The organism is Pseudomonas syringae (assembly GCF_023278085.1).
Taxonomy (GTDB): Bacteria; Pseudomonadota; Gammaproteobacteria; order Pseudomonadales; family Pseudomonadaceae; genus Aquipseudomonas; species Aquipseudomonas syringae_Q.
This window is the reverse complement of the sequence record NZ_CP066265.1, coordinates 4,006,154-4,031,290: the sequence shown is the minus strand read 5'-3', so window position 1 is coordinate 4,031,290 and position 25,137 is coordinate 4,006,154. Positions and strand designations below refer to the sequence as shown.

The window sequence follows — 25,137 nt, the reverse complement described above, 5'->3', positions numbered from 1 at the left end:
TGCTGCTGGTTAACGTGTTGATCAGAGCTCTTTCTTCAGATGCTTCTCGATCTGTTCAAGCGACTTGCCCTTGGTTTCCGGCAGGCACAGGAACACGAAGATCAGCGAGCCGACGTTGATGGCGGCGAAGATAAAGAACGTCGGGTTGCCGATAGTATCGACTGCAATCGGGAAAGTGAACGCTACCGACGCATTGAACAGCCACTGCATCGACACCGCCGTCCCGGTCAGCAAGCCCCGTACCTGCATCGGAAACAGCTCCGACATCAGCAGCCAGTACACCGGCGAAATGCACATCTGCATGAACAGCAGGAACACCAGAATGCAGGCCAGGGCGCTGTAGCTCTGGGTCATGTTCTGTGGCATGAACTGCAACACGCAACCGAGCGCGGCTTGCATCAGAATCACGATCACCAGGCCGGTCATCAGCAAATGCCGACGCCCGTAACGGCCAATGGCCCAGATGCCGAGCAAGGTCGCGATGACCGATACCACGCCGTTGCCGATCGTGGCAGTCAATGCGGCGTTGGTGCCCATCCCGGTATTCTTGAGGATGATCGGTGTGTAGTACATGAACGCGTTCACGCCGGTGAGCTGTGCGGTAAAGCCCAGACCGATACCGATCAGCAACAACTTGATGACCCAGCGCTGACGCAGCAACTCCCTGGCTTTCGGGCGATGGCGAGCCTGCTCGTCCTGGGCTTTCATCTCGTCGACTTCACGCTGCGCATCGTCCTTGTTGGTACGCAGTTGCTCCAGCACATCCTGCGCCTCGTCAAAGCGGCCTTTGGACGCCAGCCAGCGGGGCGATGGCGGTACAAAGAATGTTCCGATCAGCAGCAATACCCCCGGCACCATGGCGATGGCCAGCATGTAACGCCAGATACCCGGCGTATGCAGCAACGCCGCCATGACCGCGCTAAGCACGTAGGCGAGCAACTGGCCGCTGACGATCATCAGTTCGTTGCGGCTCACCAGTCGCGCACGACGCGATGGCCCGGCGATCTCGGCGATGAACACCGGCACCGTTGCCGAACCGCCGCCTACCGCGATACCCAGCAGGAAGCGCGCAGCGACCATGAACGGAATGGAGGGCGCAATAGCGGTGCCCAGTGCGCCTGCAATAAACAACACCGACAGCAGGCGCAGCGTCAGACGTCGCCCGAAACGGTCAGAAATGTAGCCGCTCGCCAAGGAGCCGAACGCTGCACCGACGATCAGCGAGGCCGTGATCATACCTTCGCTGTAGGCATCCAGACCCAGCCCGCCCTGATCGACAGGCAGCGTCATGAAGGGCAGCGCGCCTGCGATGATGCCGGTGTCATAACCGAATGCGAGCGCGCCCATCGTCGCCACAAGCACAGAGATGAAGATGAGTCGATTCGCTGAAACAGTTTGCCGACCTTGTCGATCGGCCGCTGATGAGGTGCTACTTGAAGACATGAACCTGAAGTCCTTCGCTTGAAACCAGCGTCGTGCCAGTACATAGATGTCAGGCTTAGGGCGATGTCAGCCGCGCTAGTTCCCTACAAACAGGGTCGGGTATGCAATTACCGCGGGTTTCGGTGCAGGCAATGTCCATGTACGCATGCGCTCCGATGGGTCTATGGTGAGTATTCTTCACAGAGTAGAGAAGACCATGAATCTCGCCGAACAATACCGCGCTTACATCGCTTGCCTTAACGATCGCCGCTGGCACGACCTGGGTAACTTCGTCGACGACGATGTGCATTACAACGGTGAGCGGATCAGCCTGTCCGGTTATCGGACGATGCTTGAAAACGACGTCAGGATAATCCCCGACTTGCGTTTCACTGTCGATTTTCTGGTGGTGGAAGCGCCGCAAGTGGCTGCCCGGCTGTTATTCGATTGCTCGCCACAAGGCCGGTTCTTGGGGCTGGATACGCAAGGCCGGCGCATCAGATTTTCTGAAAATGTGTTTTATACCTTTAGCGAAGGCAAGGTGGTTGCGGTCTGGTCGGTGATCGACAAAGCCGCAGTGGAGCGCGAACTCCGCGGCGAACCCGTGGCTGCGTCCAGCGACAGAAGCATCTGAATCCCCGGGGCCTGTTGCACGCTCATCGAATGACATTCATTTCAGGGCACTCCCCGGCAGCATGGCAGTCTTTTTCTTATATCCCCCCACTCTTGCCCAGCGGAGCCCCACATGATTATCGTCCATCACCTCAACAACTCTCGTTCGCAACGTATTCTCTGGCTTCTTGAAGAGCTGGGCCTTCCGTATGAGATCAAACGTTATGAGCGCGACGCGAAAACCAACCTCGCGCCGCCCGAGCTAAAAGCCATCCATCCATTGGGCAAGTCGCCGGTCATTGAAGACGGTCCCCATGTGCTGATCGAGTCTGGCGCCATCGTCGACTACCTGATTCGCCGCCATGGCGAAGGCCGTCTGCAACCGGATCCGGCCAGTGCCACCTATGACGAATACGTGCAATGGCTGCACTTCGCCGAAGGTTCAGCCATCCTGCCGTTGATGCTCAACCTGTACGTCGGACGCCTGGGTGACGCTGGCGCCCCGTTGCATCCGCGCATCCAGTCCGAGCTCGCAAACTACCTGGGGTATCTGAATGAAGCATTGGGCCTGACACCCTATCTGCTTGGCGAGGAGCTGAGTGGCGCGGATATCCAGATGAGCTTTATTGGTGAATTCGCCAAGGCTCAGGGCATGCTCCAGTCGTACCCGAACATCACGGCGTGGGTACAAAGACTTCAAGGCAGACCGGCGTATCGCAAGGCGCTGGAGCAGGGCGGCGAGTACTCGTTTGCCAAGTAGGTTGGCGAGTCGTCAATGACGGACCGTTACGCAAACTAACGGCTGAAGCGGGCACATCGGATTTTCAATAGTGCCTGCCCCAGTCTCAACTTCCGGATTGGGAAATAACCGGGTCTTGAGCCGATTCCGCCGCCAGTTTCAACCGGTCAGCCTTGCTCACGTAGGTGGATTTGCTCGCCGGGGCGAGTTTTGCGCTGGCTTTTTTAGCGTGAGCTTTTAGCAGTTGCTGTATTTTTTTGCGGCGATTCATAGTCGTCTACCCGGCTTGCAGTTTTCGCGATGATATCAGCTTGAATATCGTGTTAGCGCCCTGAACTGGCTCATGAGGGGTGCACTTGAATATCCAGTCCTTCCGCTGCATCCGGAATACGAAAGTAACGGGTGATCAGCCTGAACTCGGTATCGGTCGCTGAAAAATCATGCTCGGCCTTGTCGTTGCGAATGTGCAGCCTGGCGAGACAAACGTCATCGTCAACCTCGAGATAGTGCAAACAGTGCGACACCTGAGCATCCTCTGCCAGACTTCGGAGCCATTTGCGATCAGCGGGAGTATTGGCAGGAAAATCCAGAACGACCCCAATGCCTGATTTCAGAATACGGATGACCAGTGGGCCGACGACATCGCGAATTCGATGCGCAAGTCGCAGGTAGTCTGTCACTGACTTGATATCGTCAGGGTATAGCCTTGAGAGCCAGTCATCCTCACTCAGCAGGATGGCTGCATGTTCGACCGCGAGCGACCTCGCAAGCGTTGATTTACCGGATGCGATCTTGCCGCACAGGAGGTGAAGTTTCGCTATAGGCATTAAGACGTGTCCTTTTGTCGAGCCGCTGGATATACAGATCACGCCAGTACGTTCAGCGTGTCACTGAACTCACAGTTACGATCATCACGCCCCTGAAGGCAAATCCTGTCTGTCAGTTTTTCCAGCAGCCGGAATATTGCTTGCAGACGTTGAAGCGTCTGTCCAGATCGGCCATTCGCACAAGGTTGTTGGAAACGGCTTCCTTGAGCGCTATCAGGTTTGCGGAGTGGTAGTAATCCATCATCGCGTTGTTCTGCGCCAGTGCCCAGGTCAGATTGGCTGTATCGCTGTCAGGTACCAGTTGTTTTATCTGGACCGTATCCAGTGACTGCAACTGGCTCCGGTAAACATTCTTGTAAAGCGTGAGCGCCCGTTCTTTTACGCCCGTGACTTCTGTGGCGAAGAGTTTGACGTTCTGACGATATTCCGCCCAATAGGTGTCAGGCAGGGTAATGCCCATCAAGCGTTTACGGTCGTCGACGACCTTGTCTACTTTTTCAGCCGTTACTTCTCTGGTAATTGCGTCAGGATCCGGCCTCATGTCAGCCACGATACTTGCGTTGATGATCTGCTCGATCAGCGCGTCGCGCTCAGGGGTCGAAGGCAGTGCTACCGCCGCTTTGGGAAAAATAGGGTTACTCCCGGCACAGGCCGGTAGACCTTTTTCTACAAGCGGTATGGGAGAGCGGATGGCCTTACCGTTTACGTTTTCCAGCCTGTTTAGCGATGCAGTGCAGACAGAGCCACGACGGTTGAAGAACACCTCGTATTCAGTGTTGCGCTGCGGGGCGAAGTTAAATGCAATACCGCAAACGCTGCCCGAACCCACGGTATTGATTCTGTAAAACACTTCGCTTTCAGGCTTCAGGCGAATTTCCAGATAGCCTCTTGCATCGGCCGGAGGTGCGACGCTCATGTCGGCTCTGCGCCGGGTATCAGCAGCAAACAGGTTGTTGAGCAAGCCGGTGTTCCGGCCGCCGCAATGTTCAGCGTCAAAAAGGTCGAGGGTGGAATTTTCAACATTGCTGACAAAACGCAGCTTCGCCGCATCGGCTTCGGTCGCGTCCGGATAACTGCCGTTGAAGCTGCAACCGCTGAGCGAGGCGGTGATGGCAGTCAGCAAACCGAGTGCATGTAAAGACGGGTAGCTGCGCATGTTAATGTGTCGTCCCTGATAAATAATTGGCGAAGGCCGCGATGCTAATGAACGGCTTGACCGCCGTCCAGCGTACTTTTCCTGCGCGCGGGCATCCGCGAAGATGACAGAGGTAACGGAGTTTGAAATCAAGCCGGCTTCTTGCAGTTTTTCTGGCGGGTCTGATAGCGGGTTGCTCATCAATGCCCGCGGAGATGGCATTGGACTCCAGAACTTATTCCGCACAAAACGCGGGTTTGATAGCGGGCGCGCTTATCAAGGGCGGGGACTTCGGCACCTGGTTTGAGTTGCGCGACATCAACACCGGCAAGACGTATGGCTGGGCTGCCAAGGACTATTATTCCGCATGGCTGCCCGCCGGGGAGTATGAACTTTACCGGTTAGGGTCACGGCGTGGGGTAATGGGCGCCTATGGCAGGCCACTGCGCTTTACTGTAAAGCAGGGCGAACTCAACTATGTGGGCGAACTGGTGTATGGCTGTTCGCTGGATGCCCGACCCACTGCGCTGTATGGCGCAATGAGTTGCGGGCTCCTGGCGCTTGGCGAATGTTCTGTGCCGTATCCGTCTGTGAGCATTTGTATGGTTGACCGGCAGGAGCAGGCGGTTAAAAGCTTTATGAAAAAGAACCCCGAGTACGTGAACATGCCTGTTCGTTCGTCGGTGATGGTTGGCCGTTAGCGCTCATGTAAGGATGAGCGCAAGCGATCCTCAAACCGCCAGTCGATGCATCTGCCACGGAGCCCCTCCCTGGCCTTGCGATTCAATCAACAGCGACTGTTTTTCCGGTGCATCAAACATCGAGCGCAGGTTCTTTTCGATGGTGTTGCACAGGTCTTCCATGCGAATCCGGTGCTGGCTGTTGCCGAAAGGCGCCTGCAAGTCTGTGCCGATGCGGTCCATTGCCAGCAGCATGCAGCCGACGACCGTCGATATGGCAGGGGTGAACCAGCCCAGGGTCGTGACCATGCTCAACGGCATGATGATGCAGAACAGGGTGCTGAACAGCCTTGGAAAGTAGACGTAAGGGTAGGGCAGCGGCGTATTGGCGATTCGCTCCATGCCGCCCTGGCAGTTGGACAGCTCGACCATGGTCGACTCCAGTCTGGCGAGGCGGATACTGTCGATTCGTCCTGCGGCAAACTCTTGCGAGATGATCGCGGCGGAGCCATTCAGAATGTCATTGGGGAAGTTGTTGCTCTGCGAAGCGTTGTGGATTTCTTCCAGTGACAGCAGACCTTCGAGTTTTGCCGTACCGACGTTGCCTTTCAGGTGCGCGCGCAGAGCTCGCAGGTAAGCCACATGACGCTTGAACAGGGTTGCCTTGACCGGATTGTCGCAGTCGTCATGTTCACCATCGATCAAGGTCAACACCTGACGGCCGAAGCTGCGTGAACTGTTGACCATCGCGCCCCACAACGTGCGCGCTTCCCACCAGCGATTGTAGGCGCTCGAATTGCGAAAGCTGATCAGCACGATCAGCGCCGAACACAGCAGGGTCAGTGGCATCAGCGGGAGATCTATAAACCCCGTGCTTTGTATCAGCATGAAGTCCATGGTCACGGCCACGTCCCAGAGCAGCAGCCAGAACAGCGACCAGCCAACATACGTGACTGTTCTGCTGATGCACCGCCATTTTTTTTCAAACGGACCAGGCATTTTCGGCACTCCTTTGCTGGTTTGGAAGAGGGTGTATGCGGTCAATTGACCTGTCACGCTGCAAACTTACGCACCCAGCCTTAAAGCTCGCTTAATTCTCCATAGCTTCGAGAGAGCGTCGACATGGCTCGCCGATATCGCCACGCCGGCCTTCGTTTTATGACAGCCATGGTCGCCCACGCCAAAGGCTGGAACCTCCATCCGATACGCGACCACACAGCCTTGTCGGTCCTGTTCACTGACGGGCGCCCGGACGTTCGCAATCCCCCATCGCTTTGGATCGACACCTGATTGCCTTGCCTGTCCGCAAGCATGTCGTCCGGCCAGACCCGTCTCAGCGCGTTGCTATCAAACTTCCGCAGACCGAGAGGGAATTTCCATGCAAATCAACCGACCCAGCAGCCCACAGCCCAGCATTGAACTGGAGCGCTTCCATTCCGCGCGGGAGTCTTTTGCCTCCAGTTCGGTGCGGACGCTCAGCCCGGCCGAGCAGGCCAATCTGACGGCCATTACCGATCACCTGAAAGATCATGTATTCGCTGCGCACAGGCTGCCGTTGACCGGTGCGGCCGCTGACCATGACGCCGTGCATGCGCACAACGAGCAGATCGACAGCATCATCGACAGTCGCGCCATACGCCTGATGGACGAGGGGGAAACCCCTTCCAGCATCGCCGACACCTTCGCCAAGGCAGAGAAGTTCGACCGCATGGCAACCGCGGCCTCTGGTGCTTTGAGGGCAACACCGTTTGCCGCTGCGTCAGTGCTGCAATACATGCAGCCAGCGATCAACAAGGGTGACTGGCTGCCGACTCCGCTCAAACCGCTGACGCCGCTTATTTCCGGAGCGCTGTCGGGCGTCATGGATCAGGTCGGTACCGGCGTCATGAACCGCGCCACGGGTGACCTGCATTACCTGAGCACACCACCGGAGAAGCTGCATGACGCAATGGCCGCTTCGGTGAAGCGCCATTCGCCGGGTGTGACGCGCCAGGCTGTTGATATGGGGATTGCCATTCAGACCTACTCGGCGCGCAATGCAGTGCGTACCGTGCTGGCTCCTGCACTGGCTGCAAGGCCCGAAGTGCAGGGTGCGGTGGACATCAGCGTCGCGGCGGCGGGCGGCCTGGCGGCCAACGCAGGGTTTGGCAACCGCATGCTCAGTGTGCAGGCGCGTGATCATTTGCGTGGCGGTGCATTTGTACTCGGCATAAAAGACAAAGAACCCAAAGCAGACTTGAATGAAGAAACCGACTGGCTCGATGCTTACAAGGCGATCAAATCTGCCAGCTACTCCGGTGCCGCGCTCAATGCCGGCAAGCGGGTTGCGGGTTTGCCGCTGGACGTCGCCACCGACGGTCTCAAAGCGGTGAGAAGTCTGGTATCGGCCACCAGCCTGGTGCAAAACGGTCTGGCACTGGCGGGCGGTTTTGCCGGAGTGGGCAAATTGCAGGAAATGGCGACCAAAAATATCACCGACCCGGCAACCAAGGCGGCGGTCAGTCAACTGACCAACCTGGCAGGTTCGGCAGCGGTTTTCGCAGGCTGGACCACGGCAGCGGTCGGAACAGACCCAGCGGTGAAAAAGGCCGAATCGTTCTTGCAGGATACGGTGAAAACCGCGGCGTCCAGCAGCACGGGTTATGTGGCTGACAAGACCGTCAAGCTGGCCAAGGCGGGCATAGACGCAAGTGGCGATATGATTGCCAATACGGGGGCATCCCTGCGTGACACCTTGCGCCGTCGCAATGCTCGCGAGCCTGACATCGAAGAGGGTGGTATTGCGGCGGGTTCGCCGAGCGCAGTGCATTTTGAGCCAATGCGCTCATAAGCATTTCGACCGATTGCCTTTAACGAAAAAGGGGGGCGTATTCGAAAGAATACGCCCCCCTTTTTACTTGCCAGCGCTTGCCTGGGATCAGAGCTCTGTGTGCTGGGTGGAAGCCTTGGTCTTGTCGTAGGCATGCTTGACGTCGGTCATGGCGATGTTGGCAGTTGCCAGCTTCAGATCTTCACTGTCGCTTTTCACCAGCGCAAACTTGCCGTGGTTGGCGTCTACGCCGTTCAGTTCAATGCTCATATCGTCAAACTGTTTGCCACCGTTGGTGCGCACCATCGTCCCGAAGTCGTCGGCCTTGAAACCGTCGACTTTCAAGTGCGTGTTGGCGTTGAGCTGGACGATCTTGTCATCTGCGCCTTTGGCGCTGCTGTTCTTGATGTTCAGGTTGGTCACTGCTGCACCTCCCTCGCCCTTGACCGTGATCAGGTCTTCCCCGACGTTCTGGGCATGCACGTTATCAATGGTGACTTGCTCGGCGTTTTTCGCTTTCACATGGATGCCGTCGACTTCGTTCTCACCCAGATTCACATTTTTCAAGGTCGCGCCTTCCGCCAGCTCGAACATGGGTTTCTGGTTTTCGCCCTGGTCTCCGTTGCCCATTGACTTGTCGGCGGTGTAGGTAGCGCCGTGGCCGTCAAACACCTCGCCAGCGCCAACCTTGATGGTGTCTTTCACCACATTGACTTTGCCGGCTTGCTCGGTAGAACCCGCGGTATCCGAAACCGGGCCAGTACTTGAGGTGCCGTTGGGGTTGGCCAGTTGTGGAGTGATTTGCGGTGTTACGCCATCATCGCCCCCGCCTGTTGCAGTGGGTGTGCCACCGCCGTCACCACCTGTTGCGGTCGGGGTACTGCCACCGCCGTCACCTCCACCGGTTGCGGTCGGCGTATCACCGCCACCGCCACCTGTCGCATCCGGTGTGCCACCGCCCCCGCTATCGGCTGACGGCGTACCAAGCCCACCGTTGTTCTGAAAAGGCGTCTGGCTATCATTCTGATCCTGACTCGCGTCCTGCTTTTTATTGGAGTTCGTGAGCATCTGCAGCAACGACATGATCAATGCACTTATCAACTTGGTGATGTTGGATTGACTGTCGTTGCTCTTGCTGCTGTCTTGTGGATTCTGCACGGTGCTGTCTGGTGTGCCGAAGGTGACGTCTTTCTGTTTGTCGCTGCTGAACAGCAGCGCACCGGGGTCCACGGCTTGCTGAGTGTCTTGTTGACCCAACGTACTTTGTTGCGGGCTACCGCTATTCAGCGCCGAAAAATCCAGCGCCTGGGGCGTGTTCTGAAGTGGCCTTTGGGTAATACCGATGCTCATGACGCGTTACCTCGCTATGTGGACAACTGGATCGGCACCCGCTCCCTGGTCTGTCAGGGCAAGGCGCCGCATCGCTGCCGGTTCGGTGAGAGATGAGGGGTGTGGGCTGACCTTGCCTGAGGTGAGTGGCGCCGCGCGGAGATGGGTTCCCGTTTGCCTGTCTCAAATGACAATGGCTTCAAAACGCCCGTTGCAGAGCGGCTGGTCATGGCCAAGGAACCAAAAAGCCTGTTCCTCCGACTCAGTGCGTACACGCCGACAAGAAAATTGGTGTGGCCGAAATCGCACTCAGAGGCCGTGAAATGACAAACAATGATCAGTACCACACGCTTATTAACGAGATCTGCGCGCTCAGCCTGATCTCAGCGCCGGAACGTTTTTACGAATCTGCCAATTTCAAAATCAGTGATGTGGATTTCACCCTTCAGTATCAGGACCGTGACGAAGGGCGTGCGGTGCTGATCTACGGTGACATGGGCGCGTTGCCCGCCCGCAATCGTGACACCGCATTACTGGCGTTGATGGACATCAATTTCCATATGTTTTCGGGGGCCCACAGCCCGGTGTTTTCCTGGAATGCCCAGACCGGGCGCGTGCTGCTGATGGGTTCTGTGAGCCTGGAACGAGCATCCGCCGAAGGGGTGCTGCTGCTGATGAGGTCATTTGCCGACCTGGCAAAAGAGTGGCGAGAGCACGGTTTCATGGGGCAGGCCAACGCGGCGAGCGCACCAGCCAATGTGTCTGCTCCTTCAGTAGCGCAGCGTGAAAGCACCGCGACCTCGGGGAGGTTCCAATGACTGGCATGCGAGTCAGCGGGTCAGGCAGCACCGAAATCGTTCAGGCGAATCAGCAACAGGCACCTGCCGCGGTCGCCAACGCTCACCCTGACGCGGTAAGCCCGGGCAGCAACCCACCGCTGACCGCCAGCCAGTCAGCCAGGCAGGCGGGCGAAAGCTCGGCCGCCGGTACAGCACGCCTGAGGATCGCGCCGCGTCATCAGCAAAAATTGCAGGAGTTTCGTGCCGAACAGGCCACTGTACCGGGCACCGCGACGCCGAAAATCAGCCCTCGTGCAGCCTTGCTGATCGGCAGCCTGTTGCAGTCTGAAAAGCTGCCTTTCGAGGTCATGGCCGCTCGGTTATCCCCCGAGCGTTACCAGTTGAAACAGTTTCACGGCTCTGAGTTGCAGCAATTGCTTGGCAGGTTTGCCGAACCGGGACATGCGCCAGGCAAAGCCGAGGTCGAGCAACTGATCAAGGGCTTTGCCCAGTCAGTCGCAGATCAGTTGGAACACTTCCAACTGATGCATGACGCGACGGCTGATTCGTTCGGCCCCGGCGGGTTGCGCGACCGCAGCACGCTGGCGGTCAGCCAGGCTGCGCTGGGCGAGTACGCCGGCCGGGCGAGCAAATCCATTGAGGAGGGGTTGAGCAACAGTATCGCCTCGCTCGATGAGCGCATCGCTGAGCTGGACACCGCGCTGGAAAACGCCGATGAGGGCAGCAGTCTTGTTCTGCTGATGGATCGGCAGGCGCTGGAAGAGTCCAAGGCGACACTGGTCGATCTGCACGCCGGATTTGCCAAGTCACCGGAGGCCAAGCGACTGAACGCCGTGGCAGCCCATGCGCAAATGGACACTCTGGTCGACAAGCTGAACGCTGATCGTAATTCGGTGAGCGGCTGGAAAGGGGCCGGGCCGATCATTGCAGCAGCAGTGCCGCAGTTTCTCTCGTCCATGACCCACCTGGGTTTTGTCCGCTCGGCCACCAATGACGAGATGAAAGACGCCGTTCCCGGAAAGAGCAGCGACGCCAGCATGCTGAAAGCACTGGTTGTAGGGCTGGTGGCAGGCGTTGCCCATGAAGGCGTTACCAACCTGGTGAAACCGATGGTGCAGGCCGGGTTGCAGAAGACCGGTCTCAATGAGCGGCTGAACATGGTTCCGCTCAAGGGCATCGACACCCACTCGGTGATTCCTGACCCGTTCGAGCTGAAGAACGACAACGGCGCGCTGGTCAGAAAAACGCCGCAGGAAGTCGCCGAAGACAAAGCGTTCGTCGAGGGCGAGCGAGCGGTTCTGAATCAGCAAAAGGTTCAGGTTTCGTCGACTCATCCACTGGGTGAGATGATTCCTTACGGCGCTTTTGGCGGTGGCCAGGCGGTGCGCCAGATGCTTCACGATTTCAATCAGCTCAACGGCCAGACTGTAACGGCCAGAGCCTTGACCTCCGGGATGGCCGGTGCGATATCAGCCACCACCCAGACCCTCGCGCAGTTGAATTCGACGTATGTCGATCCGCGCGGGCGCAAGATCCCGGTGTTTACCCCGGACCGGGCCGAGGCCGATCTGGGCAAGGACCTGGCCAAAGGGCTGGACCTTCGCGAACCGGCGGTGCGCACTGCGTTCTACAGCAAGGCTTTTTCAGGCGTGCAGAGTTCTGCATTGACCGCTTCGCTACCGCCGGTTGCCGCTCAGCCCGCAGCAACGCCCGGCAGGCTCAGCGCGGGCAATATCCTGCGCAACATGGCGCTGGCGGCGACAGGCTCGGTGTCTTATCTGTCCACCTTGTACGCCAACCAGTCGGTCACGGCCGAGGCCAAGGCGTTGAAAGAGGCCGGCATGGGCGGCGCAACGCCAATGCTGGCTCGCACTGAAACGGCCTTGAACAATATTCGCCACCCCGACAGAGCTTCACTGCCGCATACGTTCCAGCCGGGTACGCTGGGTGGTGTCCCGCGAGCCCTGGAAAGCGCTTACCACATGGGCCGGGGCGCGTTGCAATTACCAACCCAGGTGGTGGTGGACACGGTGCGTGTCGCGGAGGACGGGGTATCGAATGGCGTTTCGTCCCTGCGTAATGCACTCCGGTCAGAAAAAACGCCAGAGACGCCGTCGCCTGCGGGCAATGCTGCCCCTGACGATGCCGAGCTGGTTGCACTGGAGGAGGGCCGCCGACGCTAGTAACCGCATGGGGGCTGTCGCGATGATGGCCCTCTCGTGTGGAACCGATAACGCCGGGCAGCCACACACTGCCTGGCCAGCTCCGACTTTTCTTAAAGGACTATGACGATGAAAACCTCGCAACCTGATTTCGCCCGTTTTATCCATGCGCTGGGTGCCCAGCTTGGCACCTCGCTCACTCTTCAGAACGGCGTGTGCGCGCTGTACGACGGCCAGGACAACGAAGCTGCGGTCATCGAGTTGCCCGAGCACAGCGAGATGGTGATCTTTCATTGTCGTGTAGGGCGCTGCCCGGAGCGCTCTGCCGATTTGCAGCGTTTGCTGAGCCTGAACTTCGACGTCGCCCGCCTGCACGGTTGCTGGTTTGCCGTCGATCAGGGCGATGTACGCCTGTGTGCGCAACGTGAGCTGGTGTCGCTCGATGAGCCCGCATTCTGTGACATAACGCGTGGTTTTATTTCTCAGGCACGTGAAGCACGTACGTTTCTAAACGCCTGAATAAAAAAAGCGCCGCTTCAATGCGGCGCCTTCAGGTGTTTTAACGGTCAGCTTTTCAGCTCGAATCCCGCTTTTTTCAACTCCGCAGCAGCCGTTTTCAGCTCTGCCGACGGCCGTGACAGCTCCCCGTCAAAGGTGTAGCCGATGGGCTTGTCCTGGTCTGCACCATAAATGAAGTTAATGCGCCCAAGCGTTTTGTTAACGCTCATATTTGCCCCGCTGTTATAGCTGATCAAGGGTGATGGCGAGGTAAAGTTTTCAGCTTGAGTGGCGGTGTGAAATACCACCAGCCGTTTGATGCGCATCTCGTTGCGGTCCTCCAGCAGGGAAGAGAGATCGCTTTGGGTCATTGTGCCGTCGCGGCTACCTTCGTCGATTTTATCGACCAACGAATCCTTCGGCTCCAGCCGCACGCGCGCCAACGTCCCTATGCTGTTCTCCATTTCCTTTAGCATGGCGCTGAGTTTCGGGTCCTGGCGCATGAATTCGGCAACCCTTGCCGCGTTGCCCGGGGCGCTCACTTCGCGCACTGAGCCCATGATTTTGGTGAGTATGCTTTCACTGCTCAGGCCGGAGAGGTTGGTTTTGCTGGTTTCAAAACGTGCGTTGTCCAGCACGCTGTGCTTGTTGGCAGATGCTTCCTGTTCGACTGCCGCGCGTTTCAAATCGCGTAACGCCTTGTACTGCTTGTCGTTAACGTTCTGCGAGGGTATGTCGGCAAAAAGCTCCTTGAGTCCGTCGAGTTGTGCCTGAATGGCTTGCGTCTGACTCTTGCCGGTGTAGCGTGCGTTCAGAGGATCGGCCAGTTCCGCCAGTTTTGCTTTGGTCGTGTTGTCATTGAATGCATCACCAAGGCTCTTGGACAGCTTGCTCAAACCTTCGGCGGTTATCGGTTTGGCTACGTTGTAACGAAACTTGACCCGCTTGACGGTTCTTGCCTCTACGCTGAGGTTGGCCGCCACGCCCATGTTGTTAGCGGCTGATTGTGATGCAGCTGTCGGACCGGGAGCGGAGGCGGGCGTGCCTGTGGGGGCTGTGTGGGTGCCGCCGATCTGAGCACGAAGCTGCCCGCCAACCGTCGCGTTGTTGAGAAAGCGCGGGCGGTTCTTGCCGCCTTCACGTAATTCAGTCTTGTCGTTCTTCTGGGTCAGTGAATAATCGGTGTAGGTCATCAGATTAACGGTGATGTTGGCAGCGAAGCCTGCGCGTACCACCGCAGAGAACGAGTCGCTGTCAGGGTCGGCCGTCGGGCTTTTATCCGGGGTCAGGTTGATGCCTGCGCGCAGGTCGGCTGTTCCGCCCGCCGTGAGGTCAAACGTGAATCGTCGAGCTTCATAAGCTTCATGGTCCACGGCTTTTTTCAGCACTTGCAGCGGATTCAGTTTGCCTTCGAACAGGTCGTTGACGAACCCGTCGATGTCTTCGTCCGGAACATTGAAAACCACGCCCGCACGTCGGCTGGCGGCGGCTGTGGCGGTCAGGTCCACACCCAGACGAAAGTTGGGAGTCAGCGTGCGGTCGTGACCGACGTCAACACTGCGTGCCGGGTGGTTTTCGTCAAAAAAACCCGGCCAGTAGTCCTTGCCGCCCCCGACACCGCCGCTCACGTTCCCCGCTGCCTCGCTTATCAGGTACAGGGTGACGCCACCCTCGCAACGCTCGGCATTGAGCAGGTAATTACGGTTGCCGGTGGCACCCGCCGTTGGCCACGGGCCTGTTGCCTTGTCGGCAAGAATGGCGAACGGGCTGGTGAGGTTCAGCCCGTAGCTGCGCTGCAGACCGATTTCATCGTCGCCATGCTCCAGCTGCTTGAGCATGCTCTTGAATTTGTCGGCAAGCTCGGTCTGGTCCTTGCTGCCTGTGGCTGCGCGCATGTTGACGCTGACGGCATGGTCAGCTTTTTTGAACGACTTCAGGAACGTCTTTACGGAGTCATAGCCGCTTTCCAGCGCTGCGTTGTCGGTAAAGCCCATGTCGGTGACCACCTTGACCGGGTTTTCGCCGTAAGCCACATCCCGTAGCGTGGTCAGTTTCTTTTGTAGTGCGCTTATGTCGCTTTGCGGCGGCAGCCGCTCGACCTGATCAAGAAGCGCGCCGAGGTTTTTCAGCGTGACCAGATCCAGTGCGAGACGCGCTTTGGTCAAACCGTGCTCTTCGCTGGCATCGCGTTGCTGGCCTAAAGGTATGTTGGCTTTCTGGTGGCTGAGTTTCAGGCCCTGGTATTTGAGCGTGCCGAGCAATTTCCCGGTGGGGTTTTCAGCAGACGGGGCGACCTGGGTCAAGGCGTCCTGAAGCTCCTTGACCAAATCATGCCCAGAGCTTTTGAAGTTGAGCTTTTCGCCCAGATCAGCAAGTTTTTTGCCAAACTGAGTGCGTACCGATGGCTTGGCCAGCTCCCCGTGCTGATTGAGAATGCCATCCTGCTGTTTGAGGTTTTTCACCTTGCCGTAGCTCTGACCAATGGACATCAGCGCCGTATAGCTGTGGTTTTCCAGCTCGTCGCGCAGAGCCTCCAGTTCTTTGAGCATCTGGGTGCCCTCAGGCCCCAGTTTCGATTCCAGTGCGGCAATGCGCGCTTTCAGGTCTTTGCCCGGCGCCGGTGGCGTTCCCCCCGACTCATGGATCAGTTCCAGTTGCTTGAACAGAATCGACTCGCTTTCATAAACCTCTTTCAGGCCTACGCGACCATGGTGGCGATGCTGAACATGGTTGCCGACGTTCTTCATCCAGCGGGGCGTTTCTGCGGTGTTTTTGTAGATGTTGGCACGTATGAATTCGCTGGAACTGGCTTTCTTGCTTTTCTCCATGCCGCTGCGCCCCATCACGTTGACGTCCAGCCTGGCGGTCAGCCCGGTTTTTGGAATTCGCCAGGTCTTGTTGGAGCCTGTGATTCTGGAATGCACATCGTTCAAGCCATTTTCTTCTACCTTGCGCTGCTCGAAAGGTTGCCATTTGCCGGCCTTGAACTGCATGAGGCCCTGACCTTCGGCGTCCTCGATCTGGGCGCTCAGCAGGTTGTCATCATTGCTGAAAAGCGCCTTGACCGGTTGCCCGTCAGGGGCGGCAACCGGCGTCCAGCGGGCTCGCAGCTGGTCGCCCAGTTTTACCGATTGCCAGGCTTCGCTGGACAGACTGAAGAGCCCACCGCTGCTGGTGAGTGCATAAAGGTTGTGCTTCTCATCCAGCGACAGGCTCTTGATTTCGCCTTCCAGCCCGGGAATTTCCAACCTGACCGGTTTGTGATCCTTGCTGTGCGCGGTCAGCGTGTTCTGGTCATCGAGTGCGACAAATCGCTTGTCGCTGACCATCGCAAAGGCGGTAATCACGCGGTCCTCAAGGCCTTCGATTTCCTTGCCCATTGCGACGTTGGTCGAGCGTGCCGTCTGGGCCAGCGCCGTGTTGTGATCGAATGCCATGTTGGGGTGTTCTGGAGTCACCGTCAGCTTGTGAAGTTTGCCGCCCTTGAGCACATAAGCGTTGCTGTCGGCACCGCGTTGCAGGCGATCAATATCCTTGATGCCGGCGTCTTTCCAGCATTCAGGCGTTGCATCCCAACGCTGAATACGCCCGTCGCTGATGCCGACCAGGCCGGCACGATCCAGGTTGAGTCGGTCAGCGGCGCTTGGCGCAGCGGGTACATTCAGCCCGCGTGTATTGTCCAGCACCAGTGCATTGGTCAGGTTCCAGCCGCTTTCCAGCGTTGAGCCCTGTTCGTCGAGTGCATGGGAGTGAACCTCGCCCTGACGGTTCTTGATCAACGCATGAATGCGGCCGTCGTCTCCACTGATGAATCCGGTGACGCGGTTGTGGCCGCCAAGAGGCAGGCCTGCCAACTGAAAGTTTTCCAGCTCGGGCATGAGCTTCAATTGCGGATCGTCGCTTTCAAACGCGCTACGGTCTGCACTGTAAAGTCTGCCTTGGTTGTCTGCGACAAACAGCTTGTCAGTGCTCAGGCCGACCGCAGCCGCCTGCGCCTTGCCACCATCCAGTTCAAGGTTTTTCGTTCTTTTCGGGGTCAGCCCGCCAATCACCGGGCTCATGTCAGTCAGCAGGATGGCCTGAGCGTCTGTGCCACTGAGCAAGGCCGCTCTATTGTCCGACGCTACCGAAAACGACTGTAAGTCTTTGACTTCTACGTGCGGCATGAACGGACTCGACAGGTCGACCAGGGCGTCGTCACTTTTCGCATAGACCGAGCCGTTACCGCCGGTAGACAGGCTATTGAACGCGATGCCTTCCATACCTTCCGGTTCCTTCCAGCGGGCGCTGATCGGATCGAATTGATACAGCCGGTCTTCGTGCACACGCAGACGCTCGCCATCGTGCCTGAGAAGAACACTGGTGATATGAGCGATATGGGCCTTTCCGGGCAATTCCAGGCTGTTGCGCCCACTGCTGGTTTCGATATGAATATGGCCGTCTTCGCGCTCCATGCGCACAGTCGGCGGCTTTTTCCCTTCTGTATTCAGTGCTTCGTTGCTGCTGCGGATCAACGCCAGCGAGCTGTCGTCCTGCGCCAGATGCAGAACGTGCCCATTAGCCTGCAGCAACTGGTGCCCGTGCACGCCGTGTTTGCTTTCATGGGCCAGGTAGGTTTGTTTGGGGTTGGCGAGAATAGAGTCGAGTAACGGGGCCAGGCCAGGCGTGTCAAACGTGGAGAAGTCGGGCTTGCCTTTGGCATCCAGCTGGACAGTGCCTTGTGGCTGGGCATTGCGTACCAACTGTTCATCTTTCAGTGCGAAACGACCGCCATCACTGCGTCCCAGGCGTGGACCTAGTGCGGGCTCATCGGAATCGCCGACTTTGGTTCCGGAGCTGCTTGCCTCGTTTGGCCGGGTGGCCAGAAATGACTGGCGCGTGCCGTCGGGCCCTTGCAGGCGGCTACCGGGAAGTCGGGATTCGCGAACAGCGTTGGCTGCCGCTTCTTCATCAGTCATCGGCACTGCAGACACATCGGCAGAGGCGTTGTGTTCCGGGCGCTCTCCCGGAATATCAAACCTGACACGGCGATTATTCTGTGCCGCAGTCTCTGTGTGCGTGAGCGTTTCTTCAACTGAGCCACTCGCCTTGTCTGGACTGTTGCGCAGACTGGACTTAAGAGGGGTGTCGGTGCCCGGCAGGCGAGATCCCCGAGCGGTGTTTTTGGCCGTCTCATCATTGGGGAGAGGGCGTGAGCTTGAGGCGTTTTTGGTGCTGGGCGGTCTGGCTGCTGCCTGCTGCGGTGCTCTGGACTTCTGAAACACTTTGCCGACGCTTTTCAGCATCCGTTTGCCCACACTTCCCAACGAGTGCGAGGAGCGCTGGGTAGGCTGTTCAGTTCGTTGCTGCAGGTCGGAGGGGGTACGGATGTCCGCTGCCGCGGGTGGCTGAATAACGTTTCCGGCGTTCCGGTTGACCGTCGATGCCTGCACTGTGAGTCTCCTTGTCCTTTGATCGCCTGGCGATGGCGGGGTGAATCCTGAGAAATCCGTCGGTAACTGTGTGGCGCAGGATAGTCAGCGGTTCCACATTAAAATGTGGGTAGCTGAAATGATTCAGCTACCAGGCTTTTGCGGGCCATCTGTGCCGTGCAGGGAACCGGAACGGCAATCGCACCACGTAGGGTGGACATATTCAGGACATCCCCGACAATGCCAGCCGCCATCCCTCACATCGCCAGCCCTCGCTTGCTGGCTCGCTCGGTCCAGATTGCTGTCCTTGCCTTGGGCTCCCTGTGTGTGGGCTGTCAGTCAGTCGACTATTCCGCGCCGCGCTACGATCGCGCGCCGCGTCTGGTGGCAGGGCTGGTGTATGGGGGATCGGCGGATGCGCAAGCCGACGTGGGGCTGCCGACCCTTTCCGACATGCCGGTTTATAACGGAGAAGATGTCTGGCAGCGACTCGCTGAACGGTGTCGGCTGCTCGACGGGCAGGGCGTCAATGAGCGGATAATCCGTCAGCGTGACTGGCTGCTGAGCAATCGTGGCTTTGTGAGCGGTGCCAGCGTGCGGGCCAGCCCTTATCTGCATTTCATTGTCGAGCGTCTGGACGAGCGCAGGATGCCGCTGGAGCTGGCGCTTTTGCCGATGATCGAAAGCTCCTACAACCCCATGGCCAACTCTCCGGCGGCTGCCGCAGGCCTTTGGCAATTCATCCCCTCCACGGGGCGCGAATTCAACCTGCACCAGAGCGCCACCTTCGACGCCCGTCGGGACGTGGTGGCGTCCAGCAAGGCGGCAATGGATTACCTGACGCGCCTGCATGCGCAATTCGGCAATGACTGGCTGTTGGCCCTTGCCGCCTATAACGCTGGCGAGGGCACTGTCGGGCGAGCGATCGAAGCCAACCGAAAACGCGGTCTGCCGGTTGACTACTGGCACCTGAACTTGCCAAAGGAAACCCAGGATTACGTGCCGCGTCTGCTGGCGCTGTCCCTGTTAGTGCGCAACCCCGCAGCCTACGGTGTAAAGCTCACCCCGATCGCCAACACGCCGTATTTTGATGTGGTCGAGCTTAATCACGCAGTGGATCTGACCCAACTGGCCGCCACCACCGGCGTAGATGAGGCCCAACTGATACGGCTCAACCCGGCGTTCCTGCGAAAAAGGACGCCGGAGGGCCCCGGACGCTTGTTGATACCCAAGGCTCATAAGCAAGTCCTGACCGCGGGTATCGAGCGAATCACCGGTGAGGCCCCGGTAACGACCACTGTCCCTCCAGTGGGTGAAACCAGGGCAGTGGCGCCGCTTCCGGCCGTCCGGCCTGTGGCGTCAATGCGCGTTGCCGAACGCGCTCCGGCACCCTTACCGGTCCATTCCGAGCCGGTAGCAGTTGAACGCGCGCCGGTCCCCAAACCTGTAAACGCTACGTCAGTGGCTGAACAGTCTGCACCGTCGGTTTCAACCGAACCTGCACAGGTTGTACAACCTGTGCAGGTAGCAGAGACACCTTCTTCTGATCGGGGCGCTGAACGCTCGGCCCCGGTCGCTTTAGCCGATTTCCCACTCCAACCCGAGCGTGACCCTCTGGCGAGCAAGCTACAAACAGCGCGGATCAGGGATGACCGTTCGTCGCCGCGCAAGCGGGACGACACTGAGTATCGTAGCGGTCCCCGTGAGCTGCCTACCGGGCCTCGTGTAGTGGTCTACGCCAGCGAAATCCGCCAATAACCACCATTTTTTTCATCATTCCTGTAAAAAAGACCTGAAAATTGCGCCGTTTTGGTGCTTTTCTCTCGAATCCTCGCCTTCACTTCTGCCTTTTCAGGCATGTTCCCGACGCGGGTTAATACTTTTTTGGATCGCAAAAGAGGCATTTGGCCACGATTTTTTTGTTATATCGGTTAGCTATCTATTTTGAACTTTGTAAGAAATTGTAAGTAGAGGCTTACAAATATTTTGAAACATTCTCCCTGGGGATGGGCCATCAGCAAACCTGATGAGGGCGAAGATCCACTGAGTCTGTTCTGTGATTGAAGGATTGTCCTACAGTGAAACCTTTCAGCCAGTTATTAATGACGCAGTTTTTCACGTGAGCGCGTGTGGACATGCCCCTCGTTCGGATTGCCGAATGCAGGTGTGGCCAAACGCTATTACCGTTTTTGCCGAAAAATAAGGGGCTTCCGGATGTGGTGTGGTCCAAGGCACAAGGCTGTTCGGAAATCCGAATTGCGTCAGGCCAATAGCTGATCGTTCGGTCAACCTTGTGCATTCCTGTTCTTTTTCATAAAAGTTGCCGTGTGACGTTACTGTTATTGCTGTAAATGCGTGCGAAATTTTTAGTGGGTTTTATTAGTTAATGAGTGCATGGGAGTCCATAATTTATGTGCGCGGTCAGTGGGGAAAGCTAGTTGCACTTTATGTTCAGGGTTATAAATATTGGTATAAGTTCTGTCATGAGTTAGTTGTACTTTGTTGTGCGGTTTTTTATAAGTTCTAAATAGCTGATTTTGAAAGCGTGCCGTGGTCCAGGATAGGGCGTGCCGTTCAATGCCCCCTGAAAACAGTGGGGTTTCAGCTGATCATCAATGTATAAGTTCTTGATAAATATGCAATAAATACAGATTTTAGTGATCGTTTCTGTGCGGTTCAGTCCTGCCGTTACAGGCTTGGTATGATGGGGTTACTATGATAGTAATTCTCATTTTTGTGATATTTTTCTCATTCGTTGGGGAACTAAATCTCTATATGTGTGCCTTGTAAGACGTGGTATTAATAGTCCGCTTGCCACCTACAATGAGAGTGATCGATGAGCACAGACATTGATAAGGACGTCCAGAAGTGTTGGGGCGTAACTGCATTATCGGCGGGTCATCAAATTGCAATGAATAGCGCTTTCCTGGATATGGATTTGCTGTTGTGTGGCGAAACCGGCACGGGTAAAGACACGCTTGCCAACCGTATCCATGAGCTGTCCAGCAGGTCCGGACCCTTTGTCGGCATGAACTGCGCGGCCATCCCCGAGTCACTGGCAGAGAGCCAGCTGTTTGGCGTGGTCAATGGTGCATTCACGGGCGTATGCCGTGCCCGTGAGGGTTACATCGAAGCATCGAGTGGCGGCACGCTCTACCTGGACGAGATCGACAGCATGCCGCTGAGCCTGCAGGCCAAGCTGTTGCGTGTGCTGGAAAGCCGTGGGGTCGAACGGCTTGGCTCGACCGAATTCATCCCGGTCGATCTGCGGGTGATTGCCTCGGCTCAGCGGCCACTGGATGAACTGGTGGAACAAGGACTTTTTCGTCGCGACCTGTTTTTTCGGCTCAATGTGCTGACGCTTCACTTGCCAGCCTTGCGCAAACGTCGCGAACAGATTTTGCCATTGTTCGACCAGTTCACCCAGGGCATTGCTGCCGAGTTGGGTCGCCCGGCGCCCACACTGGACAGCGGGCGTGTGCAGATATTGCTCAGCCACGACTGGCCGGGCAATGTGCGTGAACTGAAATCGGCCGCCAAGCGCTTTGTGCTGGGCTTCCCTTTGCTGGGTTCCGACCCTGTCGAGGGGCTTGCCCCGGCGACTGACCTGCGCACACAAATGCGCGTCATCGAGAAAATGCTCATTCAGGATGCCCTGAGGCGCCACCGCCACAATGTCGATGCTGTGCTTGAGGAGCTCGAGCTGCCAAGACGCACCCTGTATCACCGCATGAAGGAACTGGGCGTTGCGACGCAGATTGCCTTGACGGCTTGAATCTGAATCGCGGAGTTCGTGCCACATTGGAGTCTTGGGGATCGCGGGATGAGTCTTGACGCTACGTTTGATGATGATCTGGACGAGGAGCGCGTCCCTAATCTGGGGATCGTTGCCGAAAGCATTTCGCAGTTGGGTATCGATGTGCTGCTGTCAGGCGAGACGGGCACTGGCAAGGACACCATTGCCCGGCGCATTCACAACATGTCCGGCCGTAAAGGGCGTCTGGTGGCCATGAATTGTGCGGCTATTCCGGAATCTCTGGCCGAGAGTGAATTGTTCGGCGTGGTCAGCGGCGCCTATACCGGTGCCGACCGCTCGCGAGTCGGCTATATCGAGGCGGCGCAGGGCGGCACGTTGTATCTGGATGAGATCGATAGCATGCCGCTCAGCCTGCAAGCCAAGCTGTTGAGGGTGCTGGAAACCCGAGCCCTTGAACGACTGGGCTCGACCTCGACGATCAAGCTGGATATCTGTGTGATTGCCTCGGCTCAATGCTCGCTGGACGATGCCGTCGAGGAAGGCAAATTTCGTCGCGATCTGTACTTTCGACTGAACGTGCTGACCCTCAAGCTGCCGCCGTTACGCTCCCAGCCCGAGCGCATCGTGCCCTTGTTCAAACGCTTCGCTGCCGCTGCTGCACTTGAGCTGAGTGTCGCCGTACCGACTCTCTGCCCGGCGCTTCAGGCGTTGCTTATGGGGCACGACTGGCCTGGCAATATTCGTGAGTTGAAGGCGGCAGCGAAGCGCTTTGTGCTGGGCTTTCCTTTGCTTGGCAGCGAGCCGCAGGGTGACGAGCACCTGACGTGCGGGCTTAAATCGCAATTGCGGGCCATCGAAAAAGCCTTGATTCAGGAGTCGCTCAAACGTCACCAGAACTGTGTCGACGCCGTGAGCCAGGAACTGGATATGCCGCGCCGCACGTTGTACCGCCGCATCAAGGAATTGCAGATCTGATTTTTTGTGACGGGGCGGGAACCGATTCGCAGGCTGTTGCCACCTAGTGAGTACCAAGCAATCACGCTGGTAATTCTTAAGGGGCATCAAATCATGGTCGCATTTTCAAGCCTTACCTCGAAACTCACCAATGCCGGTAACGGTATCGTCAGCGGTGTCGGCGGTGCATTGCAAGGTGCCAACACTGTTGCTTCCAACGCCAGCCTGCAGAGCAATATTCTTTCCGGCACAGGCGACAGCCTGTCGGTCGCAGCGCAGGCCAAGGCCAGTAAAGAGACAGACGCCAACGGCGCGCAGCTGATCGCGATGCAAGCCGAAGAGACCAAAAAGAAGCAGACCATGGACGTGTTGAACGCCATTGAAGCGGGCAAGGAAGACTCCACCAACAAGAAGATCAGTGCCACAGCGCAGAACGCTAAAGGTATCAGTTACTAATTATTTCTGATTGCCCCCTCGCTGGAGGGGGCCGCTATCTCAGGACGGGCGTTTTATGCAAGCTCTCAACAGCCTCACCTCGTTACAAACCTCGGCTTCATTGTTCCCGGTGTCGCTCGACAGCAACGTGAGCAGCAACACCAGCACCTCCAGCAAAGAACTCAAGGCCGTTATCGACCAGTTGGTTCAGGCGCTGACCAAAAACGGCCAGCTGGATGACACTTCGCCGCTTGGCAAGATGCTCGCCAAGGCCATGGCTGCGGATGGCAAGTCCGGTGGCAGTGTTGCTGACATCACAGCGGCGCTCGACAAGCTGATCCACCAAAAGCTCGGCGACAACTTCGGTGCCTCCGCCGGTATTGGCGCTGGCAGCGGCGTTGGTTCAGGTACGGGTTCAGGCGTCGGTGACGGCTTGAGTGGCGGTGCGAACGCCGGTCAGTCTGACCTGATGAACCAGGTGCTGAACGGCCTTGGCAAAGCCATGCTGGACGACCTGCTGACGCCGAGCGGTGAGGGCGGCACAACGTTCTCCAGTGACGATATGCCGACGCTGGAAAAAGTCGCTCAGTTCATGGATGACAACAAGGCCCAGTTCCCTACCCGGGACGGTGGCAGCTGGATGAACGAACTGAAGGAAGACAACGGCCTGGATGCTCAGGAAACCGCTCAGTTCCGTTCGGCGCTCGACGTCATCGGTCAACAGCTCGGTCAGCAGCAAGGTGATGCCAGTGGCGTTACCAGTGGTGGCGGCCTGGGTTCGTCTGTCAGCGATACATCGCTGGGCAATCCTGCGATCGATGCCAACACCGGTCCTGCTGCAAATGACAATGTCGACATTGGTCAACTGATCGGTGAACTGATCGACCGTGGCCTGCAATCGACGGCATCAGGTGGTGGCCTGGGGACGCCGGTTGACAACTCCACGCAGCCATCCGCGCAGCCAGGCGCTACGCCAGCGGGTAACCCGTCCAGTCAGGATCTGGGGCAGCTGCTGAGTGGTTTGCTGCAACGCGGGCTGGAAGCGACGCTCCAGGAGGCTGGCAATACAGGTGCTGACTTGCAGTCCAGCGCCGCACAAGTCGCTGCCCAGCTCATCAACGCGCTGCTGCAAAGTACTAATAACCAGGCTGTTGCCTGACTGACAGCCGCCTGACGGAGAATCCATGTGACCATTTCCCAACTCAGCACTATCAAAAGCGTCTCGCCGGAGCTTGGGCAGAATGCGCACCAGGGGCTTGCCTCTGAGCCCGTTCAGGCGGATGTCGACTTTTTCAATGCGGCGATGCGCCCGGATAACGGGCCCGCAACGTCGCATCTGGCCGACCAGGTTGCCAGTGCGCTGTCCGAGCGTCTGGGTGACACGGCCAAGCTTTCCCAGCAGGCTCTGCGGCAGATGAAGAAAGTCGCAAACTCCGAAGACGGTTCTGACATCGTGCAGATGGGCCGTGCGCTTTCGCAATGCTCGCTGCAAATGGCGCTGACGACCAAGGTCGTGAGCAAGAGCGCTCAGGCGCTCGACAAGTTGACCAACCTGCAGTAGAGGTTT

General features: G+C 57.7%; 20 protein-coding genes. 13 read left to right on the top strand and 7 right to left on the bottom strand.

Annotation, left to right across the window (positions count from 1 at the left end):
* Nucleotides 1-21: 21 nt before the first annotated feature.
* Complete coding sequence (locus I9H07_RS17995) at nucleotides 22-1,443, bottom strand: sugar porter family MFS transporter (RefSeq protein ID WP_024675401.1); 1,422 nt, start codon at nucleotides 1,441-1,443, stop codon at nucleotides 22-24.
* A 196-nt stretch (nucleotides 1,444-1,639) separates the two neighbouring features.
* Here I9H07_RS17995 and I9H07_RS17990 point away from each other — a divergent pair, with 196 nt between their 5' ends.
* Together I9H07_RS17990 and I9H07_RS17985 are read left to right on the top strand one after the other, a co-directional pair.
* The gene (locus tag I9H07_RS17990; RefSeq protein ID WP_058824177.1) at nucleotides 1,640-2,056 is read left to right on the top strand and encodes an ester cyclase; all 417 of its coding nucleotides are present in this window, start codon (nucleotides 1,640-1,642) and stop codon (nucleotides 2,054-2,056) included.
* A gap of 111 nt (nucleotides 2,057-2,167) precedes the next feature.
* A complete protein-coding gene (locus tag I9H07_RS17985; protein WP_024675403.1) occupies nucleotides 2,168-2,794 on the top strand; it encodes a glutathione S-transferase family protein in 627 nt (208 codons plus the stop codon).
* A gap of 85 nt (nucleotides 2,795-2,879) precedes the next feature.
* Here I9H07_RS17985 and I9H07_RS17980 read toward each other — a convergent pair whose 3' ends face one another.
* From I9H07_RS17980 to I9H07_RS17970, 3 genes are all read right to left on the bottom strand, one after another.
* Nucleotides 2,880-3,044, bottom strand: coding sequence for a DUF2986 domain-containing protein (locus I9H07_RS17980; protein ID WP_080266695.1), 165 nt, complete (start codon nucleotides 3,042-3,044; stop codon nucleotides 2,880-2,882).
* Between the two features lie 70 nt (nucleotides 3,045-3,114).
* The gene (locus tag I9H07_RS17975) at nucleotides 3,115-3,600 is read right to left on the bottom strand and encodes an AAA family ATPase (RefSeq protein WP_024675404.1); all 486 of its coding nucleotides are present in this window, start codon (nucleotides 3,598-3,600) and stop codon (nucleotides 3,115-3,117) included.
* 112 nt (nucleotides 3,601-3,712) lie between these two features.
* Nucleotides 3,713-4,936 carry a hypothetical protein gene (locus I9H07_RS17970; protein ID WP_235181197.1) on the bottom strand — a complete coding sequence of 408 codons (1,224 nt, stop codon included), beginning with the start codon at nucleotides 4,934-4,936 and terminating at the stop codon, nucleotides 3,713-3,715.
* 14 nt (nucleotides 4,937-4,950) lie between these two features.
* Between I9H07_RS17970 and I9H07_RS17965 the strand changes: the two genes are divergently transcribed.
* The gene (locus tag I9H07_RS17965) at nucleotides 4,951-5,436 is read left to right on the top strand and encodes a hypothetical protein (RefSeq protein ID WP_235181199.1); all 486 of its coding nucleotides are present in this window, start codon (nucleotides 4,951-4,953) and stop codon (nucleotides 5,434-5,436) included.
* Nucleotides 5,437-5,466: 30 nt separating this feature from the next.
* Here the strand turns inward: I9H07_RS17965 and I9H07_RS17960 are convergent, their stop codons facing one another.
* On the bottom strand, nucleotides 5,467-6,414 hold the full coding sequence (locus I9H07_RS17960) for a bestrophin family protein (RefSeq protein ID WP_236425311.1): 948 nt from the start codon (nucleotides 6,412-6,414) through the stop codon (nucleotides 5,467-5,469).
* Between the two features lie 379 nt (nucleotides 6,415-6,793).
* On the opposite strand from I9H07_RS17960, the gene I9H07_RS17955 reads away from it, so the two are divergent.
* Nucleotides 6,794-8,245 (top strand): type III effector, encoded by a 1,452-nt coding sequence (locus tag I9H07_RS17955; protein ID WP_080394530.1) that lies wholly within the window; start codon nucleotides 6,794-6,796, stop codon nucleotides 8,243-8,245.
* Nucleotides 8,246-8,332: 87 nt separating this feature from the next.
* Here I9H07_RS17955 and I9H07_RS17950 read toward each other — a convergent pair whose 3' ends face one another.
* Nucleotides 8,333-9,574 (bottom strand): pectate lyase, encoded by a 1,242-nt coding sequence (locus I9H07_RS17950; protein ID WP_058824174.1) that lies wholly within the window; start codon nucleotides 9,572-9,574, stop codon nucleotides 8,333-8,335.
* A gap of 302 nt (nucleotides 9,575-9,876) precedes the next feature.
* On the opposite strand from I9H07_RS17950, the gene I9H07_RS17945 reads away from it, so the two are divergent.
* From I9H07_RS17945 to I9H07_RS17935, 3 genes are all read left to right on the top strand, one after another.
* Nucleotides 9,877-10,371, top strand: a complete 495-nt coding sequence (locus I9H07_RS17945; protein WP_236425318.1) for a CesT family type III secretion system chaperone — start codon at nucleotides 9,877-9,879, stop codon at nucleotides 10,369-10,371.
* Complete coding sequence (locus I9H07_RS17940; protein WP_236425310.1) at nucleotides 10,368-12,536, top strand: restriction endonuclease; 2,169 nt, start codon at nucleotides 10,368-10,370, stop codon at nucleotides 12,534-12,536. Before I9H07_RS17945 ends, I9H07_RS17940 begins: the two co-directional genes overlap by 4 nt.
* 108 nt (nucleotides 12,537-12,644) lie before the next feature.
* Nucleotides 12,645-13,034: a type III secretion system chaperone gene (locus I9H07_RS17935; protein ID WP_058392311.1), complete on the top strand. Its 390-nt coding sequence runs from the start codon at nucleotides 12,645-12,647 to the stop codon at nucleotides 13,032-13,034.
* 47 nt (nucleotides 13,035-13,081) lie between these two features.
* On the opposite strand, the gene I9H07_RS17930 is transcribed toward I9H07_RS17935, so the two are convergent.
* On the bottom strand, nucleotides 13,082-18,319 hold the full coding sequence (locus I9H07_RS17930; RefSeq protein WP_419204221.1) for an AvrE-family type 3 secretion system effector: 5,238 nt from the start codon (nucleotides 18,317-18,319) through the stop codon (nucleotides 13,082-13,084).
* A gap of 345 nt (nucleotides 18,320-18,664) precedes the next feature.
* Between I9H07_RS17930 and I9H07_RS17925 the strand changes: the two genes are divergently transcribed.
* From I9H07_RS17925 to sctI, 6 genes are all read left to right on the top strand, one after another.
* The gene (locus I9H07_RS17925; RefSeq protein WP_236425298.1) at nucleotides 18,665-20,182 is read left to right on the top strand and encodes a lytic transglycosylase domain-containing protein; all 1,518 of its coding nucleotides are present in this window, start codon (nucleotides 18,665-18,667) and stop codon (nucleotides 20,180-20,182) included.
* Nucleotides 20,183-21,260: 1,078 nt separating this feature from the next.
* Nucleotides 21,261-22,199: a sigma 54-interacting transcriptional regulator gene (locus I9H07_RS17920; protein WP_080266697.1), complete on the top strand. Its 939-nt coding sequence runs from the start codon at nucleotides 21,261-21,263 to the stop codon at nucleotides 22,197-22,199.
* Between the two features lie 48 nt (nucleotides 22,200-22,247).
* Nucleotides 22,248-23,156, top strand: coding sequence for a sigma 54-interacting transcriptional regulator (locus tag I9H07_RS17915; protein ID WP_024675415.1), 909 nt, complete (start codon nucleotides 22,248-22,250; stop codon nucleotides 23,154-23,156).
* Between the two features lie 93 nt (nucleotides 23,157-23,249).
* Entirely contained in the window at nucleotides 23,250-23,591 is a 342-nt protein-coding gene (locus I9H07_RS17910) for a membrane protein (RefSeq protein WP_024675416.1), read from the top strand.
* A gap of 55 nt (nucleotides 23,592-23,646) precedes the next feature.
* Nucleotides 23,647-24,729 (top strand): type III secretion system effector HrpZ, encoded by a 1,083-nt coding sequence (gene hrpZ / locus I9H07_RS17905; RefSeq protein ID WP_024675417.1) that lies wholly within the window; start codon nucleotides 23,647-23,649, stop codon nucleotides 24,727-24,729.
* A gap of 27 nt (nucleotides 24,730-24,756) precedes the next feature.
* Entirely contained in the window at nucleotides 24,757-25,131 is a 375-nt protein-coding gene (sctI, locus tag I9H07_RS17900; protein ID WP_024643995.1) for a type III secretion system inner rod subunit SctI, read from the top strand.
* The last annotated feature ends 6 nt before the right edge of the window (nucleotides 25,132-25,137 follow it).